Annotated in this window: 18 protein-coding genes; 2 read left to right on the top strand and 16 right to left on the bottom strand. The window is 50.1% G+C overall.

The annotated features are described in order from the left end of the window. The 14 genes from JW883_02515 to JW883_02450 form a co-directional block, all read right to left on the bottom strand. The coding region (locus tag JW883_02515; protein MBN1841139.1) for a hypothetical protein at positions 1-230 on the bottom strand (230 nt) is incomplete at its 3' end. Next, on the bottom strand, positions 218-637 hold the full coding sequence (locus JW883_02510; protein MBN1841138.1) for a type II toxin-antitoxin system VapC family toxin: 420 nt from the start codon (positions 635-637) through the stop codon (positions 218-220). The genes JW883_02515 and JW883_02510, both read right to left, overlap by 13 nt. Beyond that, the gene (locus JW883_02505; GenBank protein MBN1841137.1) at positions 621-881 is read right to left on the bottom strand and encodes an AbrB/MazE/SpoVT family DNA-binding domain-containing protein; all 261 of its coding nucleotides are present in this window, start codon (positions 879-881) and stop codon (positions 621-623) included. Before JW883_02505 ends, JW883_02510 begins: the two co-directional genes overlap by 17 nt. 206 nt (positions 882-1,087) lie before the next feature. Beyond that, positions 1,088-1,351 carry a type II toxin-antitoxin system HicB family antitoxin gene (locus JW883_02500; GenBank protein MBN1841136.1) on the bottom strand — a complete coding sequence of 88 codons (264 nt, stop codon included), beginning with the start codon at positions 1,349-1,351 and terminating at the stop codon, positions 1,088-1,090. Positions 1,352-1,798: 447 nt separating this feature from the next. Further along, on the bottom strand, positions 1,799-1,945 hold the full coding sequence (locus JW883_02495) for a hypothetical protein (GenBank protein MBN1841135.1): 147 nt from the start codon (positions 1,943-1,945) through the stop codon (positions 1,799-1,801). Between the two features lie 345 nt (positions 1,946-2,290). Beyond that, positions 2,291-3,151: a 3'(2'),5'-bisphosphate nucleotidase CysQ gene (locus JW883_02490; protein MBN1841134.1), complete on the bottom strand. Its 861-nt coding sequence runs from the start codon at positions 3,149-3,151 to the stop codon at positions 2,291-2,293. Between the two features lie 5 nt (positions 3,152-3,156). Then, on the bottom strand, positions 3,157-4,203 hold the full coding sequence (locus tag JW883_02485; GenBank protein ID MBN1841133.1) for a GDP-L-fucose synthase: 1,047 nt from the start codon (positions 4,201-4,203) through the stop codon (positions 3,157-3,159). A gap of 21 nt (positions 4,204-4,224) precedes the next feature. After that, complete coding sequence (gene gmd, locus JW883_02480; GenBank protein ID MBN1841132.1) at positions 4,225-5,310, bottom strand: GDP-mannose 4,6-dehydratase; 1,086 nt, start codon at positions 5,308-5,310, stop codon at positions 4,225-4,227. Next, on the bottom strand, positions 5,310-7,016 hold the full coding sequence (locus JW883_02475) for a bifunctional sulfate adenylyltransferase/adenylylsulfate kinase (protein MBN1841131.1): 1,707 nt from the start codon (positions 7,014-7,016) through the stop codon (positions 5,310-5,312). The genes gmd and JW883_02475 overlap by 1 nt, the downstream gene beginning before the upstream one ends. 512 nt (positions 7,017-7,528) lie before the next feature. After that, the gene (locus JW883_02470; GenBank protein MBN1841130.1) at positions 7,529-8,761 is read right to left on the bottom strand and encodes an AAA family ATPase; all 1,233 of its coding nucleotides are present in this window, start codon (positions 8,759-8,761) and stop codon (positions 7,529-7,531) included. After that, a complete protein-coding gene (locus JW883_02465; GenBank protein MBN1841129.1) occupies positions 8,761-9,570 on the bottom strand; it encodes a polysaccharide biosynthesis tyrosine autokinase in 810 nt (269 codons plus the stop codon). The genes JW883_02470 and JW883_02465 overlap by 1 nt, the downstream gene beginning before the upstream one ends. Before the next feature lie 44 nt (positions 9,571-9,614). After that, on the bottom strand, positions 9,615-11,366 hold the full coding sequence (locus tag JW883_02460; GenBank protein MBN1841128.1) for a lipopolysaccharide biosynthesis protein: 1,752 nt from the start codon (positions 11,364-11,366) through the stop codon (positions 9,615-9,617). Between the two features lie 56 nt (positions 11,367-11,422). After that, complete coding sequence (locus JW883_02455; GenBank protein MBN1841127.1) at positions 11,423-12,604, bottom strand: outer membrane beta-barrel protein; 1,182 nt, start codon at positions 12,602-12,604, stop codon at positions 11,423-11,425. Next, complete coding sequence (locus tag JW883_02450; GenBank protein MBN1841126.1) at positions 12,604-13,191, bottom strand: polysaccharide biosynthesis/export family protein; 588 nt, start codon at positions 13,189-13,191, stop codon at positions 12,604-12,606. Before JW883_02450 ends, JW883_02455 begins: the two co-directional genes overlap by 1 nt. 312 nt (positions 13,192-13,503) lie before the next feature. Between JW883_02450 and JW883_02445 the strand changes: the two genes are divergently transcribed. Beyond that, positions 13,504-15,387, top strand: a complete 1,884-nt coding sequence (locus tag JW883_02445; GenBank protein ID MBN1841125.1) for an HDOD domain-containing protein — start codon at positions 13,504-13,506, stop codon at positions 15,385-15,387. Positions 15,388-15,399: 12 nt separating this feature from the next. Continuing rightward, positions 15,400-16,674, top strand: a complete 1,275-nt coding sequence (locus JW883_02440; GenBank protein MBN1841124.1) for a GAF domain-containing protein — start codon at positions 15,400-15,402, stop codon at positions 16,672-16,674. Here JW883_02440 and JW883_02435 read toward each other — a convergent pair. Both JW883_02435 and JW883_02430 read right to left on the bottom strand, forming a co-directional pair. Beyond that, positions 16,653-17,567, bottom strand: a complete 915-nt coding sequence (locus tag JW883_02435) for an HDOD domain-containing protein (protein ID MBN1841123.1) — start codon at positions 17,565-17,567, stop codon at positions 16,653-16,655. The two genes, JW883_02440 and JW883_02435, sit on opposite strands and share 22 nt — an antisense overlap. A 764-nt stretch (positions 17,568-18,331) precedes the next feature. Further along, positions 18,332-18,937 carry a CBS domain-containing protein gene (locus JW883_02430; protein ID MBN1841122.1) on the bottom strand — a complete coding sequence of 202 codons (606 nt, stop codon included), beginning with the start codon at positions 18,935-18,937 and terminating at the stop codon, positions 18,332-18,334. Positions 18,938-19,101: the final 164 nt, after the last annotated feature.

Genomic DNA, 19,101 nt, shown 5'->3' with positions numbered 1-19,101 from the left:
TTCTTTGCGGCCTTTTTGAGCAGTTTTGAGGAATTCACTGCGAGTGATATGCAGAAAACTAGAAAAACAGCCAAGTTGTTTACCCTTAGGGAAAGCCGAGGATACCGCATCTCCTTTGTTGGCAAGAGTTCGGCGTAGCCGACTACAGCCTCACCCTGAGCCTGTCGCATGGGCCGCCTTGAATCTGCGGCATCCTCGACTTTTGCAACGTCAGGGTCTACATAAGCCACTTGATGCTGATTATTCCTTGTTTTTCAAGCGATTTGAATTCTGAGTCTCCTGTTAGAAGGGGACAGCTCTTGATCATCGCCAAAGCCGCAGCAAAGGAATCCGCATACGAAATAGGATACCTTGCTTTAAGACCGGCAGCTGCCAGAAGAAGTTCTTCATCTATGCGATCGATCAGCTTTATCGGCAAAGCTTTAATTCTGGAGTAGGCTAGGTCTGCCAAACTCTTGCCTTGTTCCCTCAATGTAATATAATAAACCTCACCTATATGAATTGCGTGGATATATAGGCGAGAGGCTCCATTCTTTGCCTGAGTGAGAACATGCTGGATCTGGCCAGAAAAAGATTCATTTTCGAGATATCCAATTAAGGCATAACTATCGAGGACAAAGCTATTTGGTCCTTGCAATTCTCTTATTCTCCCTTTGTTTTTCGCGTCTTTTTTCTTTCGAATAGGCTTTCAATATTCCGGAACCCTTCAACATTCCTCGGGCCGCCACAATCGGATCCTCGGACTCGGGTACCATCAAAATACCTTGATCCTTTTCGATCCAGCGAATCGCTGTGGCCGACCGTATCCCATACTTTTCCCTCAGTCTTTTGGGGATTACAACCTGTCCTTTTGATGTGACCTTGGATGATATGGTTTCCATTTGTCTCACCTCAATGATTAGAATTGATAATAATTTTTAGATTACACTACGGGTAAGAAATTGTCAACCATGCTTTCTTACTAGTTGGTAGAGTGAGTGTGTATGTACCATGACGCATATAGAAATGACGTCCTCCCGGTTCAGGTGATCCGAAACCTAGTTTCTTTAGCTGCTTTATGAAATCTCTTCGCTTACATGGCTTCCATTTACCCATGGGCGATCGCCTTTTGAGAAACAGGCATTCTTTTGTTTAGATTAATCCTGCCTATCACCGGCAATTTATCACCATGCCTGATTTTTACAAGCAACCATCCCTCAAGAGAAGATCTCAATTCTTGCTGGCATTGATACAGTGTTTCTCCAAAAGCGACGACGCCAGGACACTGCGGAATATTGCCCGAGAAAGTGCCATCTTCCAGCTTATCGTAAACCGCCTTACTCATCGCTTTATTGACATGTTCAATAAGCATATGGTTACCTCCTCAAATACCTCCTACCCGTCAACCGCACTTTGCCGATGGCGATTTGGGACGGGGGACTCGGTTGGGGACTCGGGGACATTGTATTATAAGTTTCTCTGCTCACGGTGAATTGGAGACGCCATTGAGCGCCTCCGGCGCTGCTTGAGGCGTCCGGTTTGAGGTTGGAGGCAAAAAGCTAAGCACAAACAAAGGAGCATGATCTAACCGCAGACACCCGCAGATTCACACAGACATTTGGCGCCTCCGGCGCTGTTTGAGGCACCAGTGAAGAATTTTCTGGACGGCCATGATAATATGACGTTCTCTCTATTTTCTGACCCTGAACAGTCAGCAGTGAATGGGAAAAAGATTGCTTTTATGTTTTACGCTTTAGGTGTTAGGTAAAATCAAGCAGGGACCCGTTGCACTGGATTCACGAAGGAACTGAAGACAAGGTCAAAGATCAAGCAACCTCTTGATCTCGTCATAGAAGGTCGAATCATCAAGAACTGACACACCGAAATCGAAATCCTCGTCGGCTTTCTTTAACCACTCGCTGATGACTTGTGGATCAACTATAGATGTAATATCATCTGCTTTCATACGAAATCTTTAACACAAGGCCTCAAGAGATTCAAGAAGGAAAGGGAGGGCGTACTTAGGGACATCCTGCTATGTAGATTTGTCAAGTCTTTTTGGAAGCCCCCTCTTCTTTGCCAATGTGAACCGAGTTTCCAAAGTCGCTATGGTTATGCCCGGCAACCCCGGGCCACAAGCGACGCGGTTCGAACCTCCAGAGATCCAAAGTTGGACACGTTAACTTTTTTGCCTTGGCGACAAGTTGGGGACGTCCTTTACTTTTCGATTCCTGAGAAATAAGTCCCGAGTTTTTGCAGAGAAGAAGGGATTAGGATTGCCGGCACGGATTCATTGACTATCTAAGCCATGTTAGGCACTAACTACAAACCACGGATTCAGCAAGCTCTCCTTATTGTAGGAAAGAGGTTTGCCGTCATCGTAGCGCAGGACAGTGGCGCCGGCGTTCTCCGCAATCACCTGACCGGCTGCGGTATCCCATTCCATTGTCGGCCCTAATCGAGGATATATGTCCGCCATGCCTTCAGCAATGAGACAGAACTTCAAAGAGCTCCCTGCTGAGACAAATTCGATATTGCCGTATTGCCGGCGCTTTTCCTCAATAAAGGCATTAAGTTCGGCTGTGGGATGAGACCGGCTTCCAACTATGGTCAGTGGCCTATTACCTGATTTGTATCCGGAAACGGCCTTTTCCCGCAATCTGGTTGAGCAATTAATGATGCTGTCTAACAAGGCAGGGCTTTTACTTCCTCTTTTTTCTTCACCCAACAGACCGACTACTTCACTCTTTTCTGCCTTGTATGTTCCAAGATCCTGCGCAGCAAAATAGAGAGTGTGTCTTTCGGGAACAAAGATCACGCCCAGCACAGGCCTGCCCTTCTCTACCAGGGCGATGTTCACTGTGAACTCACCGTTTCGATTGACGAACTCCTTGGTTCCGTCAAGGGGGTCAACGATCCATAGTGTGTCCCATGATTTCCTTTCCTCATACGCAACATCTTTTCCCTCTTCGCTAAGGATAGGGATATCAAATTCCACGAGATACGAAATAATTATTTCATGGGAACGTTTGTCGGCAAGTGTCAAAGGCGTGTTATCTGCCTTTTTCTCTACGGCAAAATCCGAATGGTAGACTTCAAGAATGGCATTTCCTGCTTCAATGGAGGCCTGAATGGATCTTAAAAGGATGGTATTTTGCCCAGCAGATTTCATCCGTGTCAGGGATTATTCACGTACCATTCATATGTTTTTCGGATGCCGTCCTCCAGAGTTATCTTGGGTTGCCATCCCAGGCTCTGCAATTTTGAAACGTCCAGGAGTTTTCGCGGTGTTCCGTCCGGCTTGCTCGGATCATAAGTTATTCGCCCCTCAAATCCCACAACACGGGCAATGAGTTCCCCCAATTCTCGTACGGTCAGATCCTTGCCGGAGCCGACATTGATGATGTCATCACTCTCATAATTGTCCATAAGATAGAGGCAGGCGTCAGCAAGATCATCCACATGGAGAAACTCCCTTCTGGGATTGCCTGTGCCCCAAAGAATTATTTTTGGTTGAGTAGTTGATTCGTTGAGTGGTTTATTTGTTGCACGATTGATTCCAAATGAATGTTTTATGACATCAGGGATTGGGCCGTAGATTTTTTCGTCTTTTTGAATGTCGTCCCAGTGGCCTTCGGCGGCAAGTTTTGCCAGGTGGACTTTTCTGATAAGGGCGGGCATTGCATGGGATGTCTCAAGATCAAAATTGTCCTTTGGCCCGTAGAGGTTGGTGGGCATGACGCTTATGTTGCGCGTTCCGTGCTGGTGGTTATAGGATTGGCACATCTTGATACCGGCGATTTTTGCAACTGCATAAGGTTCGTTGGTCGGCTCAAGATATCCTGACAGGAGATATTCTTCCTTCATGGGCTGTGGGCAGTCTCTGGGGTAAATGCAAGAACTGCCCAGGAACAGAAGCTTTTTTACTTCGTATATATATGAAGCATGGATGATGTTGGTTTCAATGGCCAGATTAGAATACATAAAATCAGCCCTGTAGATATTGTTGGCCCAGATCCCCCCAACCTTTGCGGCAGCGAGGAAGACATATTCCGGGCTTTGTTTGTCAAAGAACTCTTCAACCTTTGCCTGCCTTGTAAGATCGAGTTCCGAACGGGTGCGGGTGATGATATTTGTGTGGCCTTCAGCCTTGAGTTTGCGAACGATGGCAGACCCGACCAGCCCCCCGTGGCCTGCGACGTAAATTTTGGAATTTTGCTTCATAGGTTTTGTTGGTTTGACCGGTTATTCAAACTGATTAAAGGTACGAAAGCCCGCGCTGCTGCACAATTGATCTCTTTCGGCTTCTTTCAGATCTTCCTGGACCATGATTTTCACTAGTTTGTCAAAGCTCACCTTTGGTTCCCAGCCGAGATCTTGCCTTGCCTTTGAGGCATCGCCCAGCAGGAAGTCGACTTCTGTCGGCCGGAAATACCTAGGGTCGATCTGAACGAGGACCTTGCCCATGTCCCTATCCTTTCCGACTTCATCCACCCCAGAGCCTTCCCAGACTATCTCGATCCCGACTTCTTGAAAACTTTTCTCCACAAACTCCCGTACTGCATGGGTTTGGCCGGTGGCAATTACATAATCCCGTGGTTTTTCTTGCTGGAGCATCAACCACATGCCTCTCACAAAGTCCCCGGCAAAGCCCCAATCCCTCTTGGCGTTCAAGTTGCCCAGGTACAGGCTTTCTTGCAGCCCCAGTTTGATGCGCGCCACTGCCCTTGTAATCTTGCGGGTCACAAAGGTTTCCCCCCTGACGGGTGATTCGTGGTTAAAAAGAATCCCATTGCAAGCGAACATATTGTACGCCTCACGGTAGTTGACGGTTATCCAATACGCATAAAGCTTTGCTGCTGCATACGGGCTCCGGGGGTAAAATGGTGTGGTTTCGCGCTGGGGAACCTCCTGGGCCTTTCCGTAGAGCTCACTTGTGGAGGCTTGATAAAATCTGGTCTTATCCTCGAGGTTCAGAATCCTGATAGCTTCAAGGAGGCGCAGTGTCCCCAGCGCATCGGCGTTAGCAGTGTACTCTGCCGTCTCAAATGAGACCATGACATGGCTCTGAGCGGCAATATTGTATACCTCGTCGGGCTGAACGTCCTGGATGATGCGAATCAGGTTTGTGGCATCCGTAAGATCACCATAATGCATGAAGAAACGGACGTCCAGATCGTGGGGATCTTTGTAAAGGTGGTCCACACGGCCTGTGTTAAATGACGAAGCCCTTCTCTTGATTCCATGGACCTCGTAACCCTTTTTGAGCAAAAAATCAGCAAGGTAAGCCCCGTCTTGACCTGTTATGCCGGTTATAAGCGCTTTTTTCATTATCTGATATACCCCTGCTCTTCGAGATAAAGCAAAACCTCTTGTGCGGCTTCGTCCGGGCTCGCCTCGGTAGTGTCAATCACGAGTTCAGGATCAGACGGGGGTACATAGGGATCATCAACACCCGTAACCCCCTTTATGATTCCTGCCCTGGCCTTGGCATAGAGCCCTTTGCGGTCCCGCTGCTCGCAAACATCCAGGGGAGTTGAAAGGTAAACCTCGACATAGCCCCCATAACGACTAATGAGCTCGCGATTGTGCCGTCTCGACTCCTCGTAGGGAGCAATGGGCGCACAGATGGCGATTCCACCGTTTTTTGTGATCTCGCTTGCCACAAATCCGATCCGGGTTATGTTTAGATTCCTGTGATCTTTTGAAAAGCTAAGCTCGCTTGAAAGATTCCTTCTCACAATGTCGCCATCCAGAAGGGTCACAGGCCTGTCGCGCAGTTCCATGAACTTTACCATCAATACTTTTGCAAGAGTGGATTTGCCTGCCCCGGACAGTCCTGTTATGAATACGGTAAACCCTTGCTTTGAGCGGGGCGGATAGGCCAGCCTGAGCTCGGCCACAACTTCCGGGTACGAAAACCATTCGGGTATAGCCAGACCGTTCTCCAGCCTGCGCCGCAGTTCGCTGGAGGAGATCTGCTTCACGTTCATTCCGGGCTCCACGTCGCCTTCGGGAATATACTCGGCCTTCTCTTCCACATAAACCATTTTTTGGAGTGGAACCATTCTGATGCCGGTCTCCTCCTCAAAGGACTGCACCATGTCCTGGGCAGCGCCCATGGGGTAAAACTTCTCATTGCCGCTGTTATGGGCAAAGGGGTCCGCATGATCCGCGGCCACCATAAAATGACTGCACCCATAGTTCTTGCGGATAACGGCATGCCACAGGGCCTCCCTTGGCCCTGCCTTGCGCATGGCCAGCGGAATCAAGCCGAGCATAATCATGTTCTTGGGATATTTTTTTACGATTTCCTGGTAACACCGCACCTGGGTATAGTGGTCCAGATCTCCCGGGTGCGTCAGGCCCACAACGGGCTGGAGCAAAATGCTCGCGCCTGCCTCACGGGCGGCCCTCAGGGTCATTTCCTTGTGGGCGCAATGAAGGTGTTTCTCGGTTTGAAAACCTATCACGTGACGCCAGCCATTCTGGGAAAACCGCCGGTGAATTTCCGCAGGCGTAAGCCTCAGCTCTCTGAAATCGTAGTGAATGGGCAGATGCAACCCCTCGAGAGACCCTCCCACATACCATGGCCCCACATGTTCGTACAGATCCCTCACACCCGGATGTTTATCAGGATCATCAGCGCCAAACACACATCGGGCTTCCACGCTCTTATCAGGCTTCCATATATCTCCTACGGTAAGCACAGCGAGCATGAACCCTTCCTCATCTCTGAGGGCAACGAGCCGGCCCTTCTCAAGGCTCAGGGCCATTTCCTCGTTCACATCCAGGCAGATCGGCATGGGCCACACAGCGCCATCGGCAAGGCGCATATCCTCGACAACACCTTCATAGTCCTCCCGCCCAAGGTAGCCTGTGAGAGGATAGAATGCCCGGTTCAGAAGTAGTTCCAGGTCACAAAGCTGTCTCTTGTTCAGATGCATCGAGGGATAACCAAGGGCAGATTCTTTCAGACTTTCAATACGCCTGAAATGGACAAGCAGGCTTTCCGAGTAGTCATGCTCAGGTTTCATAAATATAATCGCTCCGCGATTTTATACTGCGCGGCTTCGCCGCTTCCCACACAGCTCCGCCCCCTCGGGTACATCCAAAGCGAGACCTTTGAAAAACGCCCCCTTTTGCTCAATTTCTGCGTCACGGTCAAATTTCAATCCTCAAAATACTCAATGTATTCCTGCGGTTAAAATTCTCGCGTTCCTTGAACTTGAACAAAATTGAACATTTTTCAAAGGTCTCAAAGCGCACCTTTCTTTTCAAAACATCCAAAATTTACGCCTTCGCACAAAACTTCATCCCAGCTGATGGCGGTGTCATTTCGAGCGAAGCGCCCGCCCTGGCGCAACAGAAGTTGGACAGTGCCCAGGAGAGAAAAGCCCGGTCTGGGCCAGGGAGAAATCTTTCCGGTATGACATACTGACAGTATAAGATTTCTCCCTTTCAGCCGTCGTAGCCAGCGCTACTTTCAGCCTTCGAAGCTTCGGCGAAGTAGGCATGGCGAAGTCGGCGCGGTCGTAATCGTATTCCGCTACTTAGAAAACCACTTCCTCAAACGCCCTCTGCGCCTGCTGCCCTCTTTGCTCTTAGCTTCTGTTTGTTCGTCAGCAAAATCAAAGGCCTGGGATTTTCTCTCCAGCGAGGGGACCTTCTTTCCTTCCGATTTGAGCTTGTTCAAGTTCAATCTGTCCCTTAAGAGGTTGTACTGAATCAACAGCCGGTCCGTGCGCTTCCGCTCCTCTGCGAGCATTGTTTCGAGCCTTTGCACCAGGGTATCCTTGAAACTTTCTGCCCTTTGTTCCTGCTCCTTGATATGCCAGTCTACTTTGGAAGAAAGATGAAAAACCTGCTGTTCAATACTCTCAACTCGGCCCACCAAACCTGTGCCGTCCTCCATCCCCCCACTCTCTTCACTCCGTGCCTGAACCTTCTCGCCAGACTTGGCAGTAGTAAGAAAGCCTATCTCCTGCCTATCCCTGACCACATGTTCGATAACCTCGCCTTCGATCGCGGCCGCCTCATCGGCATAGCCATATACCAGGGCTGCATCGCACAAAATGTTGATGGTACGGGGAGTGCCGCCCGAATATTGAAAAATAAGTTCAACGGCTTCAGGCTTGAAGAGTTCCTGGTTTTTTGCTCCAGCCACTTTTAGACGGTGGGCGATATAGCTATTGGTCTCTTCCAGGTTCAGAGGCTCAAGGTGATAACTCACCGCAATACGTTGGCTGAGCTGGGCCAAGGAGGGATGTTGAAGGCGGGTGCGCAAGGCCGGTTGGCCCACCAGCAGGATTTGAAGCAGCAGAGCCTTGTCCGTCTGGAGGTTGGAGAGCATGCGGATCTCTTCCAGTGCGTCCTGGGAAAGGTTCTGGGACTCGTCTACGATCAGGACCACTCTCCGGCCAAGACCGTGCTTGTTGATGAGAAACTGATTCAGGACATCGAGGCGCCTCCCCTTGCCATGTGCCGGCGCCTCTAATTCGAACTCCTCAACGATCATTTCCAGAAGCTGATCAGCCGTAACGTTGGTGTTAAAGATGACCGCCACCTCAATGTCTGTGCCGATCTGTTTCAGGAATTGTTTGATGAGGGTGGTCTTTCCGGTGCCGATCTCTCCGGTGAGCAGGATAAAGCCGATCCCATCTACGAATCCGTATTCGAGATAAGTGAGAGCCATCCGGTGCTTGGCGCTCATATAGAGAAAACTGGGATCGGAGATGATATTGAACGGCTTTTCTCTAAAACCGTAAAATTTTGTGTACACTAGTAGTAATACCCGCGTGAGCCACTGTCGCCCCTGTTCATGACCAGGCCGACAATGTTCTTATCCTCAAAAACCTCAACAGCCTTGCGGATTTGGTCTTTCGTAGTTCTACCCGCCTCTACCACAAGGATCACGCCGTCTACATAGGAGGAAAAAACCAATGCGTCGGGAACGCTAAGAACCGGGGGGCAGTCGAAAATAACGTAGCGCTCCGCGTAGCGACGCTTCATCTCCTCGACCAGCTTTTCCATCTTGGGAGAACCCAGGATATCCGTAGATCCTTGAAGAGGCCTTCCGGCCGGCAGCACCACCATCTTGGCTATCCCGGGATTAACGAGAAGGTCGCCCACCGGAACATCATTTTGCAGATAATCTGAAAGGCCTTTTTCCGCATCACAGCCCAGATAGTCGTGGATCTTTGGGTTCCGAAGGTCCGTATCCACCAGAAGAACGGTCTGCTTGACCTCCCTGGCAATACTCACAGCCAGGTTAATGGCCGTGATAGTCTTGCCCTCGCCTGGCAGAACGCTGGTGATCATGATGGTGTTATGCCCATTGTGGCGGGTTTTTTGAAGCACCTGGGTGCGCAAAAGGTTGTAATAGTCCATGACTTCCGGGTTATCCATGAGCGTCATCACCCGGTGTCTCTCAAGGTGGCCCCTGTCCAGGGACATCACTTTTGTCTTGATATATGCAGGTTCCCCAACCTGAAGGCGAGACACCTCGGAAGGTCTGTAGCCTTCAACTTGCTCTTGACCTTCCTGACGCATTTTCCTTGCCCGCTCCAGGGCCTTTTCTATTTTGCTCATATGACACACCTGACCCGGATAAACCGGAATCCCTAAATCCCTTCTCAAAAACCGATGTAAAGCTCGCGCATGATCTGAATCCACAAAATATCGAGCGGCCTGTATAAGTAATGCAAGACGCCCAATCCGCCCACGATAAGCCCAACGGTAGCGCCAATAAAGGCCAATCTCCTCCATAGCCTTTTTGCACGGTCTTGCGCTGTTTCCAAATAAGGAATCACTGCCAGCACGGGATGTCCAGCCACCTTTGCCAGCTCGTCGGCTCGACGCACGGAATGGTCCATATACTCGGCCATGGAGCCAAAACCGACTCCTGCGCCTGCTGCCAGCACCAAGCCTATAAGGAGTATAGCCAACCGGTTGGGCCTGTCAGGTTTTTCCGGTGTGATGGGCGGGTCTACGAGGGTGAACTTCTCCCCCATGCGGCTCTCCTCAAGGCCTTTGGCCTCCCTTGCGGCCATAAGCCTGCTCATGGTTTCCTGATATTTTGCCTGGGCATTGCCGTAATCCCGCTCCAGGGCCCGGTATTGCTGCTCCACCTGCGGGGTGACTTCCACTCTCTTTTGATAGTCCTGGTATCCTTCCTTTAAGACATTGAGATCTTTCTGGGCGCTTTCAATCTCCATCTGCGTAGATGCGATTTGGGTCTGGAGGTTGATGTAAGAGGGATTTTCCGGTTTTTCGTCTTCTGCCCTGAGCACGCTCTGTTTTTGAGAAAGCGCTTCGACCTCGGCCTTCAGCCGGGCAACCTCCTTGTCGAGCCTGATCACGTCAGGATGTTTTTCCGAAAACTTTTTTGAGATCAGAGCAAGTTGCGTCTCCTTGTCATGGAGTTTCCCGTACCTCTTACGCAAGTCTTCGCGCGTGGCCACCTCGCCTTCCAGGGCATCCAGTTTTTTCTTCATTCCAATCACGTCCGGATGCTCATCAGCAAGGGTGGCGCGGAGCCCCAGGTATTCGCTTCGCAAGATCTCAAGCTCTTGTTTCGGTGTCATGACCCTTTTGCCTTCCAGGCTCACAGTGTACATGACCGGTTCCAAGGTTGCCAACTGGCCCTCCAGATAGATCTTCCGGTTGACCAGGGTCTTGATCAGTTCTCCCTTAACGCCGATCTCCCTCTGAAGCCGCTCCATGGTCTGCAGGTTCACCTGCATGAGCTCGGGAAGCACGCTTATGTACTTATTCTTAAACTCGGCGATCCTGGCCTCGGTTTCAAGGATCTCCGAACGGAGTTGCGCCAGTTGGGTTTCAAAGAATTCAAACGTGGTCCTGGCCTTTTCTTCGCGATTTTTCAGGTTTTCTTCCAGATAAAGGGAAGTAAGCACATTGGCAACCTGGGCTACCTTCGCGGGATTTTTTCCCTCATAGGAGAGCGTAAAGGCAATGGTGGCTGATCCCGGCCTTCCAGATTGCGGGTTGATCACCTCCGCCTGGATGGGCTCCATCCGGATGTCCTCGCGCATGTTTTCGACGATCTCTTCTGTGGTGTACCGGTCCTTCAAATCCTCATAGAGCCCGAAACGGCCGATAATGCCCAGGAGTCTTGAGCGACTCATCACGATCTGCGTGATCATCTGAAGCCGTTCCTCCACATAGCCTGTCACCGTGGTGCGGACAATATCCTGGGGGATTTCCTGCGCCTCAATGAGAATTGTGGCGCTTGACCTAAAGACCGGGGGCAAGACAAAGGCGATGACCACAGAAAGACAAAAGACCAGCACAGCAGGAATAATAATCTGAAACTTCCTACGCTTTATGACGTCCCAGTACTGCTGAATATCGGCAGTTTGTTCCATAAAAAACCCCTTTGACGTTAGGGTGAACTATTTCTCATGTTCTATTGGTCGCGGATTCAATCAAAGGTCTTCGGCCATGCCACGGCCAGTTCCAGAAAAAAGCGGTTTCGCTCCTGCGAGTAGTCGGTGATTTCATTCTCGGTCCAGGTGTATGCATACCCCAACCGGAGGTCCACATCCTCTGTAAACCTGTAGATCATTGAGGGGCGAACCGAATATGTGAGCCGCTTTTCGCGGTCCACCAGGCCGTCCGTTTCAGTGTGATAGTATGAAACGCTCAGGCCGCTCCTTAGTTTTTCGGTAAACCGATATCTCAGGCCCGCCCTGACCCTGTCCCGGGTGACATTCTCGCCGTAAATACTCGGTGTAATATCGCGGTTCACGTTCCCTGAAAGACTGAGGCGTTCAAGGCGCCACTCCAGGGCGCCGTCAACAATAAGGCCTGTGTCCTTTTCCTCCACACTCAATCCGGCCCTCGGAAACTTCGACTCGGTGTAGCTTGCGCCTGCCAAGAGCCTTAACTGGAGTGTCTCTGAAAACCGGTGATCAATGCCGGCCAGACCACGGTAAGTGCGTTGTCTCACGTTGAGATCCCCGGAGGTTTCTTCGAAATCCACCAGGGTTGCGCCGGCCGAGCATATGATGCTGGTGCGTTCGTTCATAAGGCCATGAATCCAGGTCAGGTTCGGGCCGTGAACGCGATAGTCAGGGTACCTTTCCAGATCATACTGGGTCTTCACAAAATCATAAGAAAACTCCAACGTATTGCGAGGATCCAGAACAATGGCGACCCCGGGCTCAAGGGTGGCGCGTTTGCGCCTGGATCTGTCAGCAATAATGCCGGATTCCTCCAGGGCCGAGATAAATGTATAATCATCCTTGTACTGTCCTGAAAAATCGAGGCGCCACAGTTCGCTCGGATTTACACTTGCGGAAAACTCGTACGTCTGGTCCACACTGTCGAGCTCGCTGTGGCGCTGGTAGTCGGAGATATCCCAGGCGCCGCCGGCTTTTAGCTCCGTCCTTTCTGTTCGAACATCAAAGACAAGACCCGGCGAGATAAGGTGCTCGAAATCGTCAATCTCTTTTAGGAAAACGTTATCATCGTATGTCTCCTGAAGCTCCACAGACGGGGTGACAACGTATTGTGCGGCCCCGGCATCCACGACCACGAAACACGCCATACCCAGAGAAAAAAGCAATAAGAATACTGAACTTTTGAGACACTGCACTACCATCAGGGCACTACAACCGTATCGCCTGCTTCAAGGCAAATATTCTGGTCCAGGTCCTTGCCGCCGGCTACCTTGCCGTAGTTGAATTTGAAGACTCTCTGATGGGCATTCTCTTTTCTGATAATAAGTATATCATCCTTTTTCGCAAAGGCGGTCATCCCGCCTGCCATGGCCAGAACCTGCATGACCCTCAGCTTTTGTCCCATAATATAGAGGCCCGGCTTGGCGACCTTGCCGACCACATATACTTTGGGACTGCCCACCTGGACAACCATAACGGTTACCGGAGCATCCGGAACATATACCTTGATCTTGCCTTCTACAACCTGTCTCAATTCCTCCACGGTTCGTCCTCGGGCAACCACATCGCCAATGAGGGGAAAGGATATCTTTCCGTCCGGCCTCACCACCACCTGCCTGGAAAGCGCCTCATCCTTCCAGACAGACATCTCCAAAACGTCGCCGGGGCCAAGATAGAACTCGGAACCCAAAGCAGCCGTCTCTTCTTGCTCTGCGCCACATAACGTACAGATATTACCATAAAATAGAATCAGGGAAAAAGATAGCAAACAGCAAAATCTTCTCTTCATAGAAGTCTCCTTTTTCGCCTCCCTGGGGAAAGAGTCCCGCGCCGTTATTGCAATCGAGTGGCATTTCTTAAACATATCCTCCCTTGTGAACAAAAAAAACCTTTCTGGGACGCCCATTTCTTTGTTGAACTTCCAAAGCATTGAGCAAGGACTGTGCCAATCCGCATGTTTCCTAATTTGAATAATATACAATACTTCGGTTCTATCTTGCAATACTTAAAGTCCGTTGGATTAGTTTTTCGGCCACGAACAAGACCCTTGATTACACAACACTGGCATGGCTTTTGCTGTAACTCTTGTGATGGAGTCAATATGAGTGATACTCGTTTTCGTCTCATTTTCGAAGGATTGGACCCGGGCGCCCAGCTCCGGAAGCTTGTCATTTTTTTTCGTAAAGAGCTTGGCCTATCTGAGGAAAAAATCCGCAGCCTGCTCACAAAGGCGCCGCGTGTGCTCTGGGAAGTCTCCACCACGAATGATGGCGAGTTGATTCAAACAGCCTTAGAAAAAATCGGCTGCCGGACGTCTTTGGAGCCCGTCAAGGCAGATTCATCCTATCCGTTTGTCATTTCAAAAAAGCATCACGAGTTAATGAATAAGGAGTTGAGCAAGATCCTGAGAACAAAAGCCAATCTGGTCCTGTTTTTGGCGCAGGTGACCTCACAAGAGCCTGAATCAGTCCTGCCGTCCATGATGGGCCCCCTTGAAAACCAAATTGGAGGCCGCTTCCGCGAAAGCGACACGGTGATTGCAATTGATGATTCTCGTCTAATCCTACTGGGGTTCTCCACAGACAAGCAAGGCGTGGGGCACCTCAGAAACAAAGCAACTCGTGTCTTTAAAGAGCTTCTGGGAAATGAGATTCGAATAAGCATGGGTTATTCACTCTTCCCGGAGGAAAGCCGAAGCATCCAGGGGTTGATACGGCTGGCAGAAGTGAAAAGGAAAAAAGGGCGTAGCCCCGGACTGCCTGATGCTCACACAGCAGGTCCGCAAGGAAAATCCGCGCCGTGTCTTTCAGCAAGTGACGAAGCAAAATCCAAGACGCCCCTTCAGCGCTGTCTTGCCAGGGCACGAGGAAGGATCTTTAAAAGGCTTGCCGATCTGGATCCTCAGGTATTGTGGGTGGGACTCAGCCAGCTTCCGCAAACCGAAGAAAGGCAGTTCATAGCCAGGTTACCCTTTGATTCCCCACTCGTAGCAACGCTGGGAGAAATGATAGATGCCCAATGTCAACCAATTTCCGACAAGGCTGCAGAACACCACTTGGAGGCAATTATTCGTCAGATCGAGCTGGAAGAGGGCCTGGATGAGCGAAAGGGCACCCAACAGGAAGTGCTTTCAAAGCTGAATCGAGTAGAGACTTTGCCGACCCTGCCGTCTATTGCAGCCCACATATTCAGAATCGCGTCAAACCGCAATTCATCAGCCGATGAACTGACCAAGGTCATCGAAAACGACCCTCCTCTGACGTCGAAGCTCCTCAAGATCGTAAATTCGGCATTTTACGGCTTTCCCCAAAAAATCGGCGCCGTAAAGCAGGTGGTGGTTATTCTCGGCACAGAAGAGATCATAGACCTATCCTTTGGCCTGGCAGCCGCAAAGGTGTTTGAGGCAAGCCCTCTTGAAGGGCCATACGATCCAAAAACGTTATGGCATCATTCAATGGGCACAGCCCTCATCGCCCAGGATTTATGCAAGAAACTCCCGGAACATCAAAAAAGTGGGGCCTTCACCGCGGGTCTGCTCCACGATTTTGGCAAGATCTTCCTTATGGAGAACTTTCCTCAGCACTACGCACAAATTCATGCTGACATTGCAAAACACAATCTGCCTCTCTTTGAGTTGGAAGAGGAAAGACTGGGCTTGAATCATGCGGCTATTGGAAAGTTTCTAGCCTCTCACTGGAATCTGCCGGTTGCTCTTGTTCAGGCCATTGCATTTCACCATCAGCCTTTCTCAGCTTCCGGTCACTCTCAGCTCGCTGCCATTATCGGTCTGGCAGACTACCTGCACTATCAAGCAAAGGATTCGCCCGAAGAGGAGTCTCTCTTCCCTCTTCAGTTGACCTTCGGCCATTGGAATATATTGACTCAACTCTTTAAGGGCCTGGACACAGAAGAGCTGAAAAAAATGGCGCAGAATGCTGTGGCCATTTTGGAACATAACCAGGAGTTGTTTGCAATTCTGGACTAAGGACGTTTCCCCATGTTCTCTAACGGGCAAAAGACAACAGATGAGAAGACCGTGCTGGGGCAAGAAAGGGATGTCTTTAAAAGGCAGTTCCTCAAGATCCAGGATAATTATGAAAACAAGATAAAGGAACTCTCAATCCTCAAGGAACTGGGTAATACCCTTCGATCTACAAACTTCCATGACAAGGAGGCTTTCTTTCGAGACCAATTGAACATTATCAAAAAATATATAATGTTAGAAAACATCACTCTTATGCTTGTAAACGAAGAGCTGCAAGCGCTCGAGACTGTGGCTCGAAGCGACCTGAATAGATCCGCCGGCGAAACCGCGTTCTTGAGCCTTGAAGACGGAGCCCCAGGCAAAGCAATCCTTCAAAGGAGTCCCGTAATAATTGATAACGCCCGTGATGATCCCTCCATAAAAACAGACAGAGACGATCATGATGGTTCGTTGCTATGTGTCCCCGTTATGCACAATGAGAAAGCCATCGGCGTTCTCTGCCTCCGGCATACGGAAACAAAGCGCTTTAGTCAGAACGAAGTGCGTTTCTTCAGCCTGGTATCAGATCAGATCGCCACCGCAGTGATCCTTTTCCGCGTGTATCATCAAATGCTCAAGGAGGAAAAACAACGACTACTGCTGAGTCGATTCTTCTCAAAGACGGTGACAGAAAAGATATTTGACAGTGGAGGAAACATAAAACTGGGCGGAGAACGGAAGAATGTGACCATCCTGTTTGCAGATCTGCACGGCTTTACCTCCATGTCTGAAGGCCTGGATCAAGAGAAGGTTGTAGATATATTGAATGCCTATTTTTCACTCATGACTCCGATCATATTCAAGCACGATGGGACTCTGGATAAGCTGATAGGAGATGGCATTATGGCCTTCTTTGGAGCCCCGCTTTCCCATGATGATGATCCCGTGCGAGCTGTAAAGACAGCTATTGGGATGATCAAAGCCCTGAAGGGTTTCAATGCTCAGGCCCAGCGCAATAACTGGCCTCCTCTTGAGGTCTCCGTAGGAATTGATTCAGGGGAAGTAGTGGCGGGCTATATCGGGTCGGAGGACCACTTGAACTATACGGTCATCGGCGATGCCGTAAACGTGGCACAACGCCTCCAGTCGATCGCCGGTCCAAACAATATACTCATCAGCAAGGCAGTGAGCGAGGAGATCAAAGACAGGATTTGTGAAGAAGGGCTGGGGTCCCTGGTCTCCCTTCCGGCCCGCAAGTTGAAGGGAAAAGAAAGGGTCATCGAGATCTACAGGCTGGAGGCGTCGTGAGGACGGGAATCGAAGACACGGCTTTCCTCAGACACCACGTGCTTAATATCATCCGACACATCTGACATATCTGTCCAGAATTGTGCCGCCTTGCCGGGAGTGATCCCCAATAACTGAAAAATATCATCCTCGTACGACTCAACAAGGCTCTCCATCCCGCAGCCAAAACCCATGGCTTTGGCAGTCCTGTTGGCCACGAAAACTGCAGCGGCTATGTCCTGATGAGCTTTTGCTTTTTTCGGACAGTGATGGTAGCCAATACCTGCGACCACTTCCGGAGGAAAACGCCAACGTTTGGCGATCATCTCCCCCAACTGCTGATGATCCATACCCAGTGTCTGGCGCTCAGCATCGAGGAACTGTATGCCTTTTCTGCTCATTCGGATCAATATGGCATCCAGATACGTCTTTACGTAGAAACTCAGCACGGCTTTGCCAATGTCGTGGAGCAACCCAGCCGTGTAAACCGTCATAACCTTCTTCTCTCCGAGGCGACGCGCCGCTGTCTCGGCCAGCAGCGCCGTTGCCACGGCATGTTGCCACAACTGGCCTTCCCTGAGTTCATAGCCGGAAATCTCAGACTCAAAATAACGGCCTGCGCAGGCAGTCATAACGACTCGGGTCAACTGCTCATCCCCGAGAGCGACTATGGCATCCCTCAATGAACCTATGGCATGCCTTCGAGCATAATAGGCAGAACGACTCAGAGCCAATACCCTTGCCGCAATCGCCTGGTCGTACTGGATCACGGCTTCGATCTCGCTCGCGGGCGCCATTCTGCGAAGCAAAGACATGACCTTCCAGATCACCGCCGGAAACGGAGGCAACCTTTCTGCGGCCTTTAGGATTTCCTCAATAGGGAGAGAAGTTTCACTCTTGGGCTTCTCTTTCATTTTCAACTCAATCAAAGGTGTGCCAAACCTCCGCGGAAAAGGAAGGGGGCAATTCATAGAATATGTTTGAATCATCAACGGTTCTCACGGCATTGACAACTTCTTGTGTGAATTTGTGTGAGCACTCAGAACAATTCCAGTGTCGCCACCGATGTCCCACCGCATGATCCAGACAATCTCCGTAATACAAGCAGTAGAGGTTTCTTTCGCCTTTCTTGCAAACAGGATTTAGCCTTGGTTTCATCGCAGTCCCTCCGTTCTATAGGGTTCCAGATAAAGATTCTGGACTGCGTTATCGGTCGATTTTCTCGACGACGCACTATGGTGTACGCCTTACTCGAAAATCTCCATCTGGCCTTGCCAAAATCATTATCTGAAGCCCTATTACATTGCCTTTGGGCGTCAGCACGTTCTGGAGAAAGTTGAAGGCCTCCGACCGCCCCCACAAGCGTCAACGGCACACAAGGCAGAGGCGACTACGATTTCAATCAATAGCCAGTTCAGCATAAATCGTGCCAAAATACTGGAGGCAGACAATTGCCCGGAGTTTCAAACAGCCAGGGGGGGGTGTGTTGCGATATACAGGGAAAGAGCTTGGATGAATTTGGTCCAGATGTTCTTAATTTGTCAAAGTTTTGACACAGCCCGGACAAGGGGTTGTCAAATTGGGAGAGTCAGGACCGGGGCGAAAACTATACTGAAGACATATATCTTGGAAACGTGGTTTACGAAATAGAAATCAAATCGTACCGGCCGGAGGGCTATCAGTCAGAGGAGAGAACTATGTATTTCTTTTTCTTTAGCGCCTTCACAATGGTGTCTGTCAAACACCGTTTGAGGCGGAAATAAAAGATTTTCTTTTCACTGACTTCAGGGTCAATCCCAACACTGACGATTTCACCACCATTATCGTGGATTATGCGTGAAACCTCTTCAAAACCGTCCGGCTTATTCCCCACGTCTACCTCGACCCTCGATCCATTGGCCAGGATACCCATGATTTTGACGAAAGCGCCCAAAATATCCGTAACCGTAATAATTCCTATCACCTTCTTACCGTCATCGATAACAGGCATGCCGCCGATCTTTTTTTCAAAAATGATCCGGGCGGCGGTCTCAACGTTAGCGTCGGGGTTTATGCTAACGGGCTCTCTGATCATCAGGTCCGCCAGGGACAGGCCAGTGACAACAGCAGGAAGCAGACCCTGTTTCATATCTCCGAGGGTGACCCATCCGACTAACTTCTGTGACCGGCTTACAACAGGAAGGTGCCGGATAGAGTTCTCCTGCATGATGTGAATGGCTTCTTGAACGGAAGTGCGTTCTGACACGGTAATGGGATCTTCAATCATCAACGACCGGACACGCATGGGCTGTCTCCTTATATGTAAAAATTAATTTTTAAAGATTACTACAAAGGCAGGATTTGGTCAAGAATTTCAGGCGGGATCTGGATATTCTATATAGCGAAAGCGCAATTGGGTAGGTAGTCAGCAAATGGGGCTGTGCGGGCCGTAGAGGGGGTCTGGCGGGA

It is taken from the genome of Deltaproteobacteria bacterium (genome assembly GCA_016930875.1).
GTDB lineage: Bacteria > Desulfobacterota > Desulfobacteria > Desulfobacterales.
This window is presented reverse-complemented; position numbering and strand designations above follow the sequence as displayed.

Coding starts and splice junctions, on each gene's coding strand:
- JW883_02505 (MBN1841137.1), bottom strand. CDS start 881: ATGGAAACCATATCATCCAAGGTCACATCAAAAGGACAGGTTGTAATC.
- JW883_02500 (MBN1841136.1), bottom strand. CDS start 1,351: ATGCTTATTGAACATGTCAATAAAGCGATGAGTAAGGCGGTTTACGAT.
- JW883_02495 (MBN1841135.1), bottom strand. CDS start 1,945: ATGAAAGCAGATGATATTACATCTATAGTTGATCCACAAGTCATCAGC.
- JW883_02490 (MBN1841134.1), bottom strand. CDS start 3,151: ATGAAATCTGCTGGGCAAAATACCATCCTTTTAAGATCCATTCAGGCC.
- JW883_02485 (MBN1841133.1), bottom strand. CDS start 4,203: ATGAAGCAAAATTCCAAAATTTACGTCGCAGGCCACGGGGGGCTGGTC.
- gmd (MBN1841132.1), bottom strand. CDS start 5,310: ATGAAAAAAGCGCTTATAACCGGCATAACAGGTCAAGACGGGGCTTAC.
- JW883_02475 (MBN1841131.1), bottom strand. CDS start 7,016: ATGAAACCTGAGCATGACTACTCGGAAAGCCTGCTTGTCCATTTCAGG.
- JW883_02465 (MBN1841129.1), bottom strand. CDS start 9,570: ATGAGCAAAATAGAAAAGGCCCTGGAGCGGGCAAGGAAAATGCGTCAG.
- JW883_02460 (MBN1841128.1), bottom strand. CDS start 11,366: ATGGAACAAACTGCCGATATTCAGCAGTACTGGGACGTCATAAAGCGT.
- JW883_02455 (MBN1841127.1), bottom strand. CDS start 12,604: ATGGTAGTGCAGTGTCTCAAAAGTTCAGTATTCTTATTGCTTTTTTCT.
- JW883_02450 (MBN1841126.1), bottom strand. CDS start 13,191: ATGAAGAGAAGATTTTGCTGTTTGCTATCTTTTTCCCTGATTCTATTT.
- JW883_02445 (MBN1841125.1), top strand. CDS start 13,504: ATGAGTGATACTCGTTTTCGTCTCATTTTCGAAGGATTGGACCCGGGC.
- JW883_02440 (MBN1841124.1), top strand. CDS start 15,400: ATGTTCTCTAACGGGCAAAAGACAACAGATGAGAAGACCGTGCTGGGG.
- JW883_02435 (MBN1841123.1), bottom strand. CDS start 17,567: ATGAAAGAGAAGCCCAAGAGTGAAACTTCTCTCCCTATTGAGGAAATC.
- JW883_02430 (MBN1841122.1), bottom strand. CDS start 18,937: ATGCGTGTCCGGTCGTTGATGATTGAAGATCCCATTACCGTGTCAGAA.